The sequence below is a fragment of the Francisella sp. XLW-1 genome (genome assembly GCF_008711455.1).
In the GTDB taxonomy this organism is placed as follows: domain Bacteria; phylum Pseudomonadota; class Gammaproteobacteria; order Francisellales; family Francisellaceae; genus Francisella; species Francisella salimarina.
The window spans coordinates 261,350-277,101 of sequence record NZ_VXKP01000002.1 but is presented as its reverse complement, the minus strand read 5'-3'; the positions used below and the strand labels follow the sequence as shown (position 1 = coordinate 277,101).

The window sequence follows — 15,752 nt, the reverse complement described above, 5'->3', positions numbered from 1 at the left end:
TTCAATCTTGTATACACTTAATATATACTTCACAAATCATGATACATAAAAATCATGTCCAAGAATAGCGGATTTTAATAATTCTACAAAAATTTGTAAGGAAGATAATGAAATATGATTTCGGCTTTATAGCTATTGGCGATGAGGTAGTAGATGGAGATATAGTCAATACTAACTCCTGTAATTTTGCTAAATACCTAGTAAGTAATGATTTTGAAATAGGGTTTCATATATCGTGTAAAGATGATTATGAAGATATAGTTTCAAGTATAGAGTTTCTAAAGCAAAATCATAAAAACATTATAACTATAGGCGGCTTGGGTCCCACTGAAGATGACTTAACCACAGAGTCAATTGCCAAATATTTTGACAAAAGTCTATCTTTAGACGATGACTCATGGCACAAACTAGAAAAAAGGATGATTGAAAAATATGGTAGAATTACTTTGGGTACTGAAAAACAAGCTATGTTTCCTCAGGGCTCAGAAATCTTAATAAATCAAAATGGTACTGCAAACGGATTTAAACTAGAGTTTGAGTCTGGTCGATATATATATGTTTTTCCTGGACCTCCTAAAGAGTGCATTCCTATGCTTGAGGCATTAAATCTAAACAACAAAACAAGTAAAAAAAGAAAAATAGTTCGTAAAAAATGGAATATTTTCAATATTGGTGAAAGCCTGCTTGCAGAAAACTTAGAAGTGATTAAGGAAAAATATCCGTTTGTTACTTTCAAATATAGAATTGCAGAAGGCTTTATCGAGTTAAAGTACTTTTATCCTGAAGGTTGTCCTCATAGTGAAAGTATCATAATAGATGTAGAACATCTTTTAAAAGATTATCTAAAGACTAAGATTTAACTGTTCTTTCTTATCAATGAATATCGCATCAACCTGCCATTCAAGCAAGTGTTTAATTTCATCATCTGTATAAACAGAATAAACAAAAACTTTACCAAATTTACGTTTCAAATATTTAACTCTTGAATCGGTTAAGCAGCTATAATTTATTATGACTGCTATATATTTGTTTTTAATAAAGTCTTTATAAAAATCACTATCAATATATTCAAAATCCCTAACCCAGTTAACGGTGTAAAAAAGTTTACCTTGAGTAAAATCTTTATGTCTTCTTAACTCTCTCATTACCACTTTTGAGAAGCTCGACAATAAAATTTTTGATTTCATAGTTGGATAATGCTCAAGAAGCTCAATAACCTTAGCGACTAAAGTCTTTTGGTAGCTTATATTTTCATTACTTACTTTAATTTCAAGATTCAAAAAAGCATTATTATTCTCCGCCCACTCGATATACTCTTTCAGTGTTAATATTTTAGCTGTTGACTTTAACTTAGGATGAACAAGTTCTAAAGACTTTAAGCTAAATATTGACATATTAGTAACATTTTTATCAATATCAAAAAACCTTTTTGGAGTATCATCATGAAACAAGAATAACACCCCATCAGAACTCATTTGCACATCTGTTTCAAACCAATTAAACCCAGCATTCTTGGCAATTTGAAAGGCTTCTATTGTATTTTCTACAGCATCATTATTTGCGCCTCTATGAGAAATATATCTATCTACATGCATATATCAAAAAATTTATTAAACTCGGATTTGAATTATACATTAAAAAATATTATTAAAATAAATCCTTTTTATTAATTTATATTGAATATTTTGTTTTTTAATAATTATCTCAATCATGATATAATTTTTGTTAATTTTTGTGATTTATTTTAGTATAAATGATTGATAGTCCGTATATTAACAAGAAGCTAGCTTCTTTACTACTACATCGTAAGCTTATAACAAGAGAGCAACTTGAAGAGATAAGTTTAGATAAATCACTAGCCAAACAAGACCTCTTAGACTACCTAATTGATCATGAATTAGTTGATAGTAAATCATTTATGATTGAATCTGCAACTCTGTTACGTTTACAGTATATTGACTTAACTGCTATAAATGTAAATTTTCTGCCACAAGATTACTTTGATGCTGAGTTTTGTAATGAGAATAAATGTTTACCACTATTTAAAAGAAAAAAGAGCATTTATGTAGCAATAGCTAATCCAATAGATAGTCAAGAAATACTAAAAAAACTACGCAGTAAATATGATTATTCTTTTACTCCTATTGTAGGAGAAATTAATCTAATACGAGAAAAGATTGAAGAGTACGATCAATATCTCAAAGATGAAGGACACGTAGAAAGCGAATCAAAACTTGAGGAGCAGATGAATGCTGGTGGTGAGCTTGATATTGACTTTGTTGAAGAAGGTGAGCGTGAAGGAGATGCCATAATAGGAAGTGGTGAAGATGAAGAAGCTCCTATCATTAGATTCATCAACAATACTATTGTGGATGCAATACAAAAAGGTGCTTCAGATATACACTTTGAACCATATGAAAAAAACTTTCGTATTAGATACAGAATAGATGGCCTACTAATAGAGACTTTTAATACCAAAAAAAATCTTGGACCTAAAGTTATATCAAGACTTAAGATTATGTCTAGCCTTGATATCGCAGAAAAAAGAATCCCTCAAGATGGTAAATTTAAAATTTCTCTTTCAAGAGAAAAAGCTATTGATTTTCGTGTTAGTACATGTCCAATAAGTTTTGGTGAAAAAGTTGTACTTCGTATTCTTGATTCTAGTTCAACACAAATACCAATTGAACAATTAGGTTTCTCAGAAACTCAAAAAGAAACATATCTTAAATATATCAAACAACCACAAGGCATGGTACTAGTAACAGGTCCAACTGGTTCAGGTAAAACAGTTACTTTGTACACAGGTATAAACATTCTGAATAAACCTGAAAAAAATATTTCTACAGCAGAAGATCCTGTCGAGCTTTTTGTAAAAGGTATCAACCAAGTTAACGTTAATAATAAACAAGGTTTAACATTTGCCGCGGCTCTTAAATCTTTCTTACGTCAAGATCCAGATATAATCATGGTCGGTGAGATTAGGGATATTGAAACAGGATCCATTGCAATTAAGGCATCGCAAACAGGTCACTTGGTTATGTCAACACTACATACAAATAGTGCTCCAGAAACATTAAACAGATTGGTAGATATGGGCTTACCTAGATATAATATTGCTACTTCTGTAACGTTGATTATTGCTCAGCGTTTAACAAGAAAATTGTGCCCAAAATGCAAATTAGAAGATACTGATACCGAGTTCTCATTACTTGTTGAAGATAGTGGTCTAAATGACGAGATACTTATGAAAACATTCGGTACAAAACTTGAAAAAGTAAAGAGTGCAAAGATATACAAACCAAATCCTAAAGGATGTCCAAGATGCTTTAAAGGATACAAAGGAAGACTTGGTTTATATGAGGTTATGCCCGTTTCTAGAGAAATTGCAAAAATGATATTAGAAGACAAAAACACTATGGAGCTAGCAATACAGGCTCAAAAAGAAGGAGTTGCCACAGTTAGACAGTCAGCACTAGTAAGAGTTTCACAAGGGTTAACATCTATGGAAGAGGCTTACAGAGTAAGTTAAAGGATAAAATATGCTATTTGGAAATAAGAATAAAAACAAAATAACGATTACATCTTGGGGCTATAAGGCCAAGCTCAAAAATGGTAAAACCATAAAAGGAATCATAGATGCTGATACTAAAGAAAAAGCTGAGATTCAAATAAGACAAAAAGGCTACACTGATGTTAAAGTCAAAAAACAGCCTAAAGATTTACTTCCTAAAAAAATATCATATCAGGATATAACGGAAATGACTCGTCAGCTAGCTACAATGACAAAAGCAGGTATCCCAATTATTAAATCTTTTGAAGTCTTCATAATGGGTATTCGTAAACACCCTCGTCTAAAGATATTAGCCATCCAAATTAAGCAAGCTATCGAAGGTGGTGAATCATTTTCAAAAGCCTTGAGTAATTTTCCAAAAGTTTTTGATAAGCTTTATATAGGTCTCATAACTGCTGGAGAAGAATCTGGTAACCTAGATCTTATGCTTAATAAAATAGCTGACCAACGTGAAGCATTACAAAGTATTAAAAAGAAAGTTAAAAAAGCTCTTTCATATCCAATTGTTGTATGTGTTATAGCAGCTGGTGTAACAGGGATACTTTTAACTTTTGCAGTTCCAGCATTCTCAGCAATGTTTATAAACTCTGGAAAACCCCTGCCTGCGATTACTCAAGTCACTGTTGATGCATCTAACTTCATGCAAAATTCATGGTGGAAAATTATTCTTGTAATCTTCATATCAATATCAATATTTAAATCTCTGAAATTCAAATTCCCAAAGATACAAGTTGCTCAAGACCATTTTATGCTTAAAATACCAATAATTGGTGAAGTTATTTTCAAATCTGCTTTAGCAAGATTTGCTAGTACATTAGAGATTACTGTTCAATCAGGTATGAGCTTAACAAGAGCATTAGATATGGTTTCATTAGCAACAGGTAATGCCAAGTATGACCAAGCAGCTATAGACATTAAAAAAAGTATCAGTGAAGGAGCGTCATTTAAAGAAGCTATTGTTGAAACAGGAAGCTTCCCATTCTTAGTAGAACAGATGATAGCTGTTGGTGAAGAGTCAGGTGCTTTAGAAACAATGCTTGGAAACCTTAATAGAGTATATCAAGAAGAAGTTGATACACTTGTAGGAAGTTTGAGCTCAATGTTAGAACCTCTAATTATGATTGTGCTAGGTGGTGTTGTCGGTTTCCTTGTAGTAAGTATGTATATGCCAATGTTCCAAATGGGAGATGCTATAGGCTAGCAACCTTATTTGTTCATTTTATCCAAAATATTTTATCTAAATTTATTACTTATTATTTTACAAAAATAGTATCATTCTCTTGCTCCGTAGCACTTCCCAAGCGTATTTCTTAAAGGCTATCGCTAAGATAATCTTCATGGTATAACAAAATTCACCAAAACACTTAGTAGGATATTTCCTGCTTTAAAACAGACATTTATTATAACCATCATAGAGAAACATATGATAAGTACCATAGTTATCTAGACCCTTACTAATATAAGTTAGATGTACAATAAGAGATAGTTAATAAAATAGACTAATTGAGAACCTTAATATTCACATTTTCTGATTCTACAACATGATGATATGAAAATCAGTATTTAAATATCTAAAATAAAATAAATTAAATTAAATTAAATTAAATTAAATTAAAAAATGATGAAAGAAAATTCGAGAGATTAATATTAATAAGTTAAGAAATTAAGAAATTAAGCTTCTTCTTTTAAAGGAGCTGATACACTCGCTTGAACACGTTGATTACGAGCATCTGACTTATGGATACCATCTAAAGTATTCTCATAGCCAAATCCTTTAGTAATGATTTTATCATTATCTAAACCTAGTTGCTTCATGTACTCAGCTACAGCTTCTGCTCTCTTCTCAGAAAGTTTTTGGTTATATATCTCAAATTCACTTCCTGTTGTTCCTTGAGAAGCATAACCTTTAACTGTTACTGTTTTAATATCACTGTTCTTAACAAAGTTAACAAAAGATGCTATAGCATCTTTGCCCTTACTGTTTAATTTTGAACTATCATAAGCAAATTTAGTATCTAAATAAACTGTTACATCATCGCCGTTCACAGTATAGCAAGCAACACCTTCTTTAGTTAAGTTGAAGTTACCTTCACACTGCTTAATACCTTGAGGTAAAACATACTTAGATTCATCAATTGTTGGCATAGCTGTAGTTTCTGCAGCTGTAGTAGCACCATTGTCTTGGATGTTGCCAGTATCATTATTACTATCATCTTTGCCACCAAAGAACCATGTAATACCACCACCAATCATGTTAGTACCCGCTCTACCTTGAGCACCTGACATACCACTTGGAGCCATTGTCTGAATATATCTATAATCAGCACTTACTTGAACATCTCTAGAAAGCTCAAATTTAAGGCCTCCACCAACGTCCCATGCACCTGTAGCTTGACCAGCCAAATTAGCCCAACCAGCACCACCAGCAGCATATGGAGTGATCATAGTACTATTACTGAAATTAATAACACCCTCACCTAAACCTGCAAATACTCTACCAACTAATTGGTTATATTGAACTGCAAAATATTTATTGATGTTATAACCAATTATCATATTTGCACCAGCTCCAGAAGGAGAATTAGGCGTTCCAGCAAGACCATTAGCATCTACACCAAAGTACCACTGACCTGTTCTATCTTGTGGACCCCAAGTATTGTCTTTGTTAGTTAAAGAGCTATATGTATTAGCAAAAGGAGCAAGGAAACTATTTCCAGCACTACTTTGAGTAGCTGTTGAATTTGCATCTACTGACGTATCCATATTGTCAGAGCCTGCAGCAAATGAAAACGTAGCCGTACCTAATAGTACTGTCGTAGCGATAACAATGTTCTTTAATTTCATCAAAAGCTCCTTTTAAAACTCTTTTTTAAACTAGTAGTAAATAAATAAGACTGAAGCATTATACAAAATTAGAATAAAGTTTCCAAGTTTTTTTTAATTTTTATGAAGTTAATATTCTATATTTGATTAATAACTCTTCTTGGCTTTCGATATTATTAGGGTCTGTTATGATACATCTTATTGGACATACCTTGGTACATTGAGACTCTTCAAAGTGACCCACACACTCTGTACACTTGTCAGGATTAATTTCATAATACTCCTCACCTTGTGATATTGCCTCATTAGGACATTCTGGTTCACATATATCACAATTTATACAATCATCTGTAATCAATAATGCCATACTAGTCCTTAGAATATTTTAGCTTTATTTTATTAAATACACACTCTGGTACAAACTCACCTACTCTTTGATAATTATGAATAGCAACTGCCCTAACTAAAGTGGATGATATACAAGAAAATTTTTCACTGGGAGTTAAAAATATAGTCTGAATATCGCTATTAAGCTTATTGTTCATACTAGACATCTGGAACTCATAATCAAAATCAGATACTGCTCTTAATCCCCTCACAATAGCACAGGCATTATACTTTGCGGCAGTATCTACCAGAAGTCCCTCAAAGCTAACAACCTTAACTCTACTATTATCTTTGAAAACTTCTCTAATCATTTGCTCTCTTGTATCTAAATCAAAGAGAGTTTTCTTACCATATGCGGTAGATGCTGCTACCACTATTTCATCAAAAATATTTAATGCTCTATCAACCAAATCAACATGACCATTTGTGATAGGATCAAAAGTACCAGGATAAATTGCTATTTTTGTCATGACTTAATTAAAATAATCCTAACTCTAGTTTAGCCTCTTCTGTCATAAGTTCCGAATTCCACGGTGGATCAAAGACCATCACAACATCAACCTTATCAACGTTTGGCAACATTGCTACACGCTTCTCAACATCAGTCATTAGTACAGGGCCCATACCACAACCTGGAGCTGTAAGAGTCATATCTATAATCACATGAAAATTACCATTCTCTAACTTTCTAGTAACTACATTATAAATCAAGCCTAAATCGACTATATTAACTGGAATTTCAGGGTCATAAACTGTTCTCATCTGATCCCAAACTGCATCCATATTTATAGGGTCTCCAGGCTTGATTTCATAATTTTCAACAGGATATTTAACTACCTGCTTACCTATTGCATCAGCATCCTTTCCATCTAAGTGGAGCAAATTACCATTTACGTTTAATGTAAAACTTCCGCCTTTATCTTGAGTTACCAAAACTTCCTGACCAGGCATAAGCTCAATCTCATTACCAAATGGAACAGCTACTGCTTTTACTTGCCTTCTTACTATAGTTACATCTGTTGTCTTCATTTTTTATATATTCCTAAATTGTAAAGCTTTCACCACAACCACAACGAGCTGATTCATTTGGATTAGTATATTCTAATTTGTATAGTCCAAAGTCATGTTTAACATAATCAATTTGCAAGCCATTTAAAAAATCCATGGACTTATTAGATACAAAAAACTTTAGACCATGCTTATCTACTATCGTTGTATCATTTGGCTGTTTAGTAACAAAATCTATATCATAAGCTAATCCAGAACAGCCCATTAACTTTGTACCTATATATATACCTATGTTTTCAGAGCCTTTAGCCAAATGCTTTTCAAAATGCTTAGCAGCAGCTTCTGTGACCTCTAGAATATTATTATTAGGATCAAAAACTTCGACCATATTATCTAACCTTTTCAGTTTATTGTGACTATTTTAATTGAGATATTACTTTTTTCAATGCTTTAATAAATAAGTCTATTTCTTCAACCGTATTATACATACCAAATGATATGCGCACAGTTGATGAAACACCCATTCTATTTAATAAAGGATGCGCACAATGCTTGCCTGTTCTAACACACATACCTTTTATAGCCAATAGCTCTCCAATATCCCCAGCATTACAGCCATCAACAACAAATGTTATGACTCCTGCTTTATTTTGAGCTTGACCAATTATTTTTAGACCTTCAATTTTTTGTAGCTCTGTTGTTGCATATTCTAATAACTGTTGCTCGTAGTTTGCTATATTTTCCATACCAATAGAATTAACGTAGTCTATAGCCTCACCAAACCCTATAGAACCAACTATATCAGGTGTCCCCGCCTCAAATTTGTACGGAGGTAACGCAAATGTTGTCTTATTAATTGTTACGTCATTGACCATATCCCCACCATAGTTATATGGAGGTAATTTTTGTAGCAACTCATATTTACCATATAGAACACCAACACCAGTTGGTCCATATAATTTATGACTTGAAAACACAAAAAAATCACAATTTAAATCTTGGACATCCACTTTTGAATGTATAACAGCTTGAGCACCATCAACAACTACTAATATATTTGTGTTAATCTTTTTAATGTCTTCTATTATCTTTTTGACAGGATTAATAGTCCCTAAGACATTTGAGCACAAGGTTATAGCCACAATCCTAGTTTTATCTGTAATCAAAGATAAAAGGTTTTGAATATCAAGTTCACCATTATCATTGACTTTAGCCACTTTGAAAACTAATTGTTTTTCTTCACAGAGCACTTGCCATGGCACAAAATTAGCATGATGTTCCATTTCAGTAACAATAATTTCATCTCCCTCAGAAACAATTGACTTGCCAATAGAATTTGCTAGCAGATTAATTGACTCTGTGGTGCCTTTGGTTAATACAATTTCATTTGATGACTTAGCATTTATAAACTGCTGAACCTTTACACGTACATTTTCATATCTGTCGCTAGCTTCTTGGCTTAGCTGATAAGCTCCACGATGTACATTAGCATAATTAAACTTATATGCATCAGCTACAGCATTGATGACTGCTTGTGGTTTCTGAGCCGAAGCCCCTGTATCAAAAAAAACAACAGGCTTGTCATTAATTACTTGTTCAAGAAATGGAAAATCTTTTCTAATTTTTTTCACATCATACATTGTATACTGCCTATTAAATATATAAATCAAACAAATTATACTAAATTAGTATAATTTTGTCAGTAGTAGAATTTTATGATTTATGTAGAATAATTGAAATGAATTAGCATACAGGGACATTGGTCGCTAAACCTCCTAGAGAGGTTTCTTTATACTTACTACACATATCCAGACCTGTTTCATACATAACTTTAATAACATAGTCTAATCCAACGAATCTCTTCTCGCCTGTATCTAAATGAGCTAACTTTGCAGCATTTATAGCCTGCACAGCCCCCATTGCATTACGCTCAATACATGGGATCTGAACTAATCCTCCAATAGGATCACAAGTCAATCCTAAATTATGTTCCATACCAATCTCTGCTGCTGACTCTATAGAGTCAATATCTCCACCAAGCAGTGCACAATAGCCAGCAGCTGCCATCGAACAGGCAACTCCGACCTCACCTTGACAACCAACTTCTGCAGCAGATATAGAGGCTCCTGATTTATATAAAATACCTATAGCGGCACATACAAGTAAATATTTATTAACAACTTTTGATAATTCATCTTGATTAATAATTTCATGAGTCTGCAGATAATACTTCAATACAGCAGGAATCACACCAGCAGCTCCATTCGTTGGTGCTGTAACTACCCTTTCACCACATGCATTTTGCTCATTCACAGCAATTGCAAAGGCGTTTAGATAGTTAAAGTCAGTATTAACAACATTCTGCTCTTTAAGTTTTTTTATCATACTTGGAGCTCTTTTCCTAACCTTAAGACCACCTGGTAATATTGCTTCCGGACAAGTTAAGCCTTTTTCTATTGATGTTTCCATAACCTGCCAAATTTCAGCTAATTTCTTCAAAGAATATTGTTCTCCATAAGCTGTTTTCTCATTTTCAAACATTATCTCAGCAATAGACATACCTTCTTTTTGACAAATATTTTTTAGTTCTGCCATGCTAGCGAATTTATAAGGCTTATTACACTCCACCTCTGTCGGAACTTCATCTTTTTTTATTTGTTTTTTATCAACGATAAAACCACCACCTATAGAGAAATATTCTTTTTGACAAAGAAGCTTATTATCATCATCAAATAACGAAAAACGCATACCATTAGAGTGCTCTGGAAGAAATTCATCATAATGAAATATTAAATCCTGATCATAATCAAAGTTAATTTCAAATTTTTGACCTAAATTAAGTTTTTTTTGCTTTAAACAGTCGTCATAAAGCTGTTTTGCTAATTCAATATCTACAGATTCTGGCAAGAACCCCATTACACCTAAAATAACTGCATAATCTGTTTTATGACCTTTACCAGTAAGAGCAAGTGACCCATATAAATCAATCTTAATTCTTGTGGTTTCAGTTAACTTGTCCTCATACAAACTAATAAAATTGCTGCCAGCTCTCATTGGTCCTATAGTATGAGATGAAGATGGCCCTACCCCGATAGAAAAAAGCTCAAACGTACTTTCCATAAAACTCCTCCAAAAGTTAAAACTGAAATAATACAAGATAATTAAATTATATCTTATTTTAATCTCTTTTCTCTAGCTTTCCAATCTGGCATATAGCATGAAACATAGTCATAAAACTCTTTGGAGTGATTAGGATGAGTCAGATGAGCTATTTCATGAAGCACCACATACTCTATAGCCTCTATATCTCTTAAAATCAGATTAAAATTTAGATTTATATTTTTTTTAACGTAGTTACATGAGCCCCATCTAGTTTTTGTCTTCTTTATTGTTACTCTATTTATTTCTTGATTAGTGATTTTCAGATATTTAGCAACAAGATTATTGAGAATAATGTCTGCTTGATCCCTATAGAATTCTTCCAATAGTTTTTGCTTAAACTCTTTATTATTGATAACACTAGAATTTAGTAAGAACTCGATATAATCATCACAGTAATTAACCAAGTTATGTTTTGAACAAGTTATTTGAATAGGATATTGTCGCCCTAAAAAATAAATACAATCTCCATCATCCAAATTATAATTACTATAGTCATATCTTTGATTGATCAGTAAACGTTTAGTATGCCTATCTATCCATCTTTTTTTTGTTTGTAAAAGCTCTAGAATTTCTTTTTTTGAAACTCCTTTGGGCGAGGTAACTGTAATTACACCGTCGGCACTCAGGGAGATTTTTAGATTTTTAACATTTTTATATATTATATCAACTTCATATGACATAAGTTATTGTACTGTTATATTTTGCCAGCCCTGTTTAACATCAGCATTATTTTTCGACCAATATTCAGTTACCATATCTCTGATAGTAATATTAGTGTCTTTATAGTTTTTAACATTATCAAAGATGAAACCATCTCCTCCAGTAGTTAAAAAATCAATAGTTGCAAGTTTATAAGTATTATTTTCGTCTAAAGGCTGATTGTCGATTAAAATCCTTTTTATTTGATTTGATTTATCTAATGTAATATTTAATCCAGCAAAAACACCTACCTGTTTATCTCCAAGTGGCTGCAAACTATGCTTAATCAATTTAAATAAATCACTCCCTTTTATATCCATGGTGACTACCATATTATCAAAAGGCATCGCCTCATATATCATGCCATAGGTAATATTACCTTGTGGTAGAGATCTTCTAATACCATGAGAATTAACAAGAGCTAAATCCGAACCGGTTTGATTTTTAATAATATCTGCTAATGTATAAGTTAAAGGAATATTGTAGTAACCATCTTGTGCTTCGTCTGACATATCAGCAGGAGCCTTTGTTATGATCTTATCAAGCTCAGATTTAACAGAATTATTGTATTTAGCTATTATATTACTAACTTCCTTGTTAGGTTTAAGATTTTTTGTAGCCTGAGCTAAATTAATAACTTCAGGTGTTACTTTACATACATCGGATGTGTGACAATCATAGTGTAAAACACTTATATCTTTACCTTGGCTCTCTCCTTGCTCAACTACAACACCGTTTTTCAAACCATTAACAAACTTATGACTATGTCCCGTCAAAACAGCTGAGATATCGTCAACACCATTTACCACCGCATATATTTCTGACTCATCGCCCAAATCAGCCCTCTTTGCAAAAAAGATTTCAGAGTTCTGTTGATCAGTAGGAATATGAGTTAATAAGACTATTGTGTCTGGTTTTGGCAGTTTATGCTTATTATAGTTATTTATGTACTTAACCCATTTATTAGCGCTTGTAACAGGATTCATAAACTTCAAATTCGAGACATTTTTTTCTGCTGTAGTATCAGGAGTTTCTAAGGTCGCTAATCCTATAAAATATATTGTTTTACCACTTGGTAAGGTTTCATAGCCAAAAGGCTTAATATAACCTAATGAATTTTGCTCAGTATATTTCCTATAAAAATAGTCAAATAACGAATCATCTTTATAACTAATATTTGCAGCTAAAAATCTAATACCATTCTTGTCATACCAATGCTTGAACCTCTTCTGACCATAATCAAAGTCATGATTCCCCACAGCAGAGTACTTAACACCAATGTAATCAAAAAAATCATTAACCACATCACCATGAGAAATATTTGATATACCCGTACCTTGATAGTTATCGCCAGCTGCAACCACTACCAGATTTGGATGTGTCTTTTTATAATTATCTATAAAACTAGCTATTTTTGCTGCTCCAACCATGTCTTTATTGGGCTCAACCTGACCATGAAAGTCATTTAAAGATAAAACCGTTATATCATCTTGAGCATAAACAAATACAATACTAAAAAATATTAGTATAAAACTAATATACCTTCTCATAACCATATCCTTTAATTATAATGATAGCTTTTATATGAGCCCAAAACTTTCAAAAAAGTACTCTTTTTAAGCACTTCCAACAGAGCCTTTTGAACATTTTCATCATCTTCAGAGCCTTCAAAATCTATAAAAAACAAATAATTCCAGGCCCTATTTCTTGATGGTCTAGATTCTATTTTTGTAAGATTAATATTATGTTTACCAAAAACATTTAAGGTATTTACGAGTGCATTAGATTTATCTTCAACAGAAAAAAGTAAAGTTGTTTTATATTTACTATTATCTAAATCAACCTGAATATCGTCATATCCCATTAATAGAAAACGTGTATAGTTAAAATGTTCATCCTCAAACTCGTTTTGAAAAATTTTTAACCCATAAGTCTTTGCTGCAAGCTCTCCAGCTATTGCTAAATTATCTTTAACATTCTTCTCAAAAATATACTTTGCGGCTCCAGCGGTATCAACAAAAGCCTCAGGAACAAGTTTTAGTTTATTAAGGCTTTTAGAACACTGAGATAATGCTTGAGGATGAGATATAACACTCTTAACATCAGAAAGCTGCACTCCCTCCAATCCCATTAAACAGTGTTTGATTTTTAAAACTACTTCAGCTTTTACTTTTAAATTACTCTTAATTAATTCATCATAAGCTGGCACGACTGATCCAGCCAATGAGTTTTCAACGGGAATCATAACAAAGTTTGATTTACCAGCTATAGTATGTTCAATTGCTTCTGAAAACGAGAAGCATGGAATTGTCTGAAAATCTTTAATATTTTGTTGATTTAAGAAATTAGTTATTGCTTGCTCAGAATAAGCCCCATGCTCACCCTGAAAAGATACTTTAATCATAGTGTATTATTAATAAACTTTTCTAAACAATATAATACATTATGAGATAATAAGATAAAATTGTTTATTTAGATATAATTGTCGTCACTAATAGCTTTTTTGATTCCTTCTTGCATATCTTCAGCAGACAGACATAGATTCTTCGCTATTGTAATAACGATAAAACTAATTACAAGAACTATTGCTGAACTCCAGTATAAATCTAACCCCCCTGTTCCGCCAAATGAGCTAAAATAAGAAACTATTGTAACTAGTACAATATAGATCCAAAACCATATCGACTCTCTAAAATTCCAATGTATTTCTTCTGATATATCTTTTCTGAAGGTTCTATAAACTCCAAGCATAATCAAAGCAATAATTAGAGCTATACCAGCCTTTGAAACTATCGCCCATCCACTCCATAGAAATACTAAAGTAGCTGCAAACATACCTAAAGTTGATAGCAAATAAGCACCTTTAAGCCTAAATGGTCTATGCATGTCAGGTAGATGATGTCTAAGTGCCATGGTTGATGCTGGACCAGTAATGTATGTAAGAGCTATCAATGACGTTAAGAAAGTAGCCATTTCTTTCCACCCAGGGAATGGAGCAAACATAACTAAAGCGATCAAGAAATTAAGTCCAATAGCATAGATTGGTTTTTGCATAATTGGGCTTAACTTCCCTAAAACACTTGGCAAGTAACCGTTATGCACCATAGCTCCCAAAGATTTTAGTGCAATACTAAAGTAAATTAGACCAGCCATAAGAGGGAATACTATAGCTCCAAAGTAGAGTGGGTACATAACCCATGTAACTCCAAAACTTTGAGCCATTACAGCAAATGGACCAAAACTAGATGAGCTAGCTCCTGGCACAACAACACCTTGCCAATCATTATTATGTACAAACTTTGACATCACTAATAAATACGCAGCCTGTAAGAATAGAAAAATAATCAAACAAATCAAAACTGCCCCGATCGTTGCAACTGGAATTGATTTCTTAGGGTTTTTTGTACTTCCTGCGAGCTCTACTATAGTTTTAAAACCAGTAAAAGCATAAGCAATACCACCAACTGAAACTGCAGCCAAAACACCATTAAACCCAAATGGCATAAGTGATAATTCTTCTGCTTTCATATCCTTTAAAGCTGGTAAAGTAAAACAAAATATAACAAATACAATCGATATAAATATTGGTACAGCAACCTTAAATAAAGTAACAATATTATTAATTTTTGCTAACCATTTAAGTGAATAAAAATTAATAACACAGAATCCTAAAAGGAAAATTATTGCTAACGGTACTCCAGCCATCGACAAAGCACCATCTCTGCTAGCATCAATGAGTGATGGATAAAATACTGCCAAATATTGAATAACTGCCTGAACCTCAATTGGTGCTAAGACCAAGTATGATATCCATGTAATCCATGCGAACATATAGCTTGTCATAGTCCCATGAGTAATGTGAGGAATGCGTGAAGTAGACCCCTCAACTGGTACAATTGTACAAACCTCAGCAAACACTAAGGCTATAAAAATCATTAAAATTGCACCTATTATCCAAGAAAGAATAGATCCAGGACCAGCTTCCTGCGATGTATACTGCGCGGCAAACATCCACCCTGACCCCATAATAGCACCAACACCCATAGCTACCAAGCTAAGGGTAGAAAGACTCTTCTTTTCCATGTTATCCTTTAATTAA

15 protein-coding genes are annotated in these 15,752 nt (G+C 32.7%); 3 read left to right on the top strand and 12 right to left on the bottom strand.

Going from position 1 to position 15,752, the window contains the following annotated elements; all coding sequences use genetic code 11:
• Positions 1-107 precede the first annotated feature (107 nt).
• Entirely contained in the window at positions 108-860 is a 753-nt protein-coding gene (locus tag F3D59_RS03830; RefSeq protein WP_150463864.1) for a competence/damage-inducible protein A, read from the top strand.
• On the opposite strand, the gene F3D59_RS03825 is transcribed toward F3D59_RS03830, so the two are convergent.
• Entirely contained in the window at positions 843-1,595 is a 753-nt protein-coding gene (locus tag F3D59_RS03825) for a glycerophosphodiester phosphodiesterase family protein (protein ID WP_150463863.1), read from the bottom strand. The genes F3D59_RS03830 and F3D59_RS03825 overlap by 18 nt on opposite strands.
• 158 nt (positions 1,596-1,753) lie before the next feature.
• Here F3D59_RS03825 and pilB point away from each other — a divergent pair, with 158 nt between their 5' ends.
• On the top strand, positions 1,754-3,532 hold the full coding sequence (pilB, locus tag F3D59_RS03820) for a type IV-A pilus assembly ATPase PilB (protein ID WP_146421176.1): 1,779 nt from the start codon (positions 1,754-1,756) through the stop codon (positions 3,530-3,532).
• Between the two features lie 10 nt (positions 3,533-3,542).
• Complete coding sequence (locus F3D59_RS03815) at positions 3,543-4,775, top strand: type II secretion system F family protein (RefSeq protein WP_150463862.1); 1,233 nt, start codon at positions 3,543-3,545, stop codon at positions 4,773-4,775.
• Positions 4,776-5,245: 470 nt separating this feature from the next.
• Here F3D59_RS03815 and F3D59_RS03810 read toward each other — a convergent pair whose 3' ends face one another.
• The 11 genes from F3D59_RS03810 to F3D59_RS03760 form a co-directional block, all read right to left on the bottom strand.
• Positions 5,246-6,418, bottom strand: coding sequence for an OmpA family protein (locus tag F3D59_RS03810; RefSeq protein WP_150463861.1), 1,173 nt, complete (start codon positions 6,416-6,418; stop codon positions 5,246-5,248).
• A gap of 100 nt (positions 6,419-6,518) precedes the next feature.
• Positions 6,519-6,764 carry a YfhL family 4Fe-4S dicluster ferredoxin gene (locus F3D59_RS03805; protein WP_013923375.1) on the bottom strand — a complete coding sequence of 82 codons (246 nt, stop codon included), beginning with the start codon at positions 6,762-6,764 and terminating at the stop codon, positions 6,519-6,521.
• A 1-nt stretch (position 6,765) separates the two neighbouring features.
• Entirely contained in the window at positions 6,766-7,254 is a 489-nt protein-coding gene (gene coaD, locus F3D59_RS03800) for a pantetheine-phosphate adenylyltransferase (protein ID WP_013923376.1), read from the bottom strand.
• A 7-nt stretch (positions 7,255-7,261) separates the two neighbouring features.
• Positions 7,262-7,813, bottom strand: coding sequence for a putative Fe-S cluster assembly protein SufT (gene sufT / locus F3D59_RS03795; protein ID WP_013923377.1), 552 nt, complete (start codon positions 7,811-7,813; stop codon positions 7,262-7,264).
• Between the two features lie 13 nt (positions 7,814-7,826).
• Positions 7,827-8,180: a HesB/IscA family protein gene (locus F3D59_RS03790; protein WP_150463860.1), complete on the bottom strand. Its 354-nt coding sequence runs from the start codon at positions 8,178-8,180 to the stop codon at positions 7,827-7,829.
• Positions 8,181-8,208: 28 nt separating this feature from the next.
• Positions 8,209-9,432 (bottom strand): aminotransferase class V-fold PLP-dependent enzyme, encoded by a 1,224-nt coding sequence (locus F3D59_RS03785; protein ID WP_150463859.1) that lies wholly within the window; start codon positions 9,430-9,432, stop codon positions 8,209-8,211.
• Positions 9,433-9,535: 103 nt separating this feature from the next.
• The gene (locus F3D59_RS03780; RefSeq protein ID WP_150463858.1) at positions 9,536-10,912 is read right to left on the bottom strand and encodes an L-serine ammonia-lyase; all 1,377 of its coding nucleotides are present in this window, start codon (positions 10,910-10,912) and stop codon (positions 9,536-9,538) included.
• A 53-nt stretch (positions 10,913-10,965) separates the two neighbouring features.
• Complete coding sequence (locus F3D59_RS03775) at positions 10,966-11,634, bottom strand: M48 family metallopeptidase (RefSeq protein ID WP_150463857.1); 669 nt, start codon at positions 11,632-11,634, stop codon at positions 10,966-10,968.
• Between the two features lie 3 nt (positions 11,635-11,637).
• Positions 11,638-13,203: a bifunctional metallophosphatase/5'-nucleotidase gene (locus F3D59_RS03770; protein ID WP_191092426.1), complete on the bottom strand. Its 1,566-nt coding sequence runs from the start codon at positions 13,201-13,203 to the stop codon at positions 11,638-11,640.
• 11 nt (positions 13,204-13,214) lie between these two features.
• Positions 13,215-14,057, bottom strand: a complete 843-nt coding sequence (gene pheA / locus F3D59_RS03765) for a prephenate dehydratase (protein ID WP_150463855.1) — start codon at positions 14,055-14,057, stop codon at positions 13,215-13,217.
• A 68-nt stretch (positions 14,058-14,125) separates the two neighbouring features.
• Positions 14,126-15,736: an APC family permease gene (locus F3D59_RS03760; RefSeq protein ID WP_150463854.1), complete on the bottom strand. Its 1,611-nt coding sequence runs from the start codon at positions 15,734-15,736 to the stop codon at positions 14,126-14,128.
• Positions 15,737-15,752 lie beyond the last annotated feature (16 nt).

Coding starts and splice junctions, on each gene's coding strand:
- F3D59_RS03830 (WP_150463864.1), top strand. CDS start 108: ATGAAATATGATTTCGGCTTTATAGCTATTGGCGATGAGGTAGTAGAT.
- F3D59_RS03825 (WP_150463863.1), bottom strand. CDS start 1,595: ATGCATGTAGATAGATATATTTCTCATAGAGGCGCAAATAATGATGCT.
- pilB (WP_146421176.1), top strand. CDS start 1,754: ATGATTGATAGTCCGTATATTAACAAGAAGCTAGCTTCTTTACTACTA.
- F3D59_RS03815 (WP_150463862.1), top strand. CDS start 3,543: ATGCTATTTGGAAATAAGAATAAAAACAAAATAACGATTACATCTTGG.
- F3D59_RS03810 (WP_150463861.1), bottom strand. CDS start 6,418: ATGAAATTAAAGAACATTGTTATCGCTACGACAGTACTATTAGGTACG.
- F3D59_RS03805 (WP_013923375.1), bottom strand. CDS start 6,764: ATGGCATTATTGATTACAGATGATTGTATAAATTGTGATATATGTGAA.
- coaD (WP_013923376.1), bottom strand. CDS start 7,254: ATGACAAAAATAGCAATTTATCCTGGTACTTTTGATCCTATCACAAAT.
- sufT (WP_013923377.1), bottom strand. CDS start 7,813: ATGAAGACAACAGATGTAACTATAGTAAGAAGGCAAGTAAAAGCAGTA.
- F3D59_RS03790 (WP_150463860.1), bottom strand. CDS start 8,180: ATGGTCGAAGTTTTTGATCCTAATAATAATATTCTAGAGGTCACAGAA.
- F3D59_RS03785 (WP_150463859.1), bottom strand. CDS start 9,432: ATGTATGATGTGAAAAAAATTAGAAAAGATTTTCCATTTCTTGAACAA.
- F3D59_RS03780 (WP_150463858.1), bottom strand. CDS start 10,912: ATGGAAAGTACGTTTGAGCTTTTTTCTATCGGGGTAGGGCCATCTTCA.
- F3D59_RS03775 (WP_150463857.1), bottom strand. CDS start 11,634: ATGTCATATGAAGTTGATATAATATATAAAAATGTTAAAAATCTAAAA.
- F3D59_RS03770 (WP_191092426.1), bottom strand. CDS start 13,203: ATGAGAAGGTATATTAGTTTTATACTAATATTTTTTAGTATTGTATTT.
- pheA (WP_150463855.1), bottom strand. CDS start 14,057: ATGATTAAAGTATCTTTTCAGGGTGAGCATGGGGCTTATTCTGAGCAA.
- F3D59_RS03760 (WP_150463854.1), bottom strand. CDS start 15,736: ATGGAAAAGAAGAGTCTTTCTACCCTTAGCTTGGTAGCTATGGGTGTT.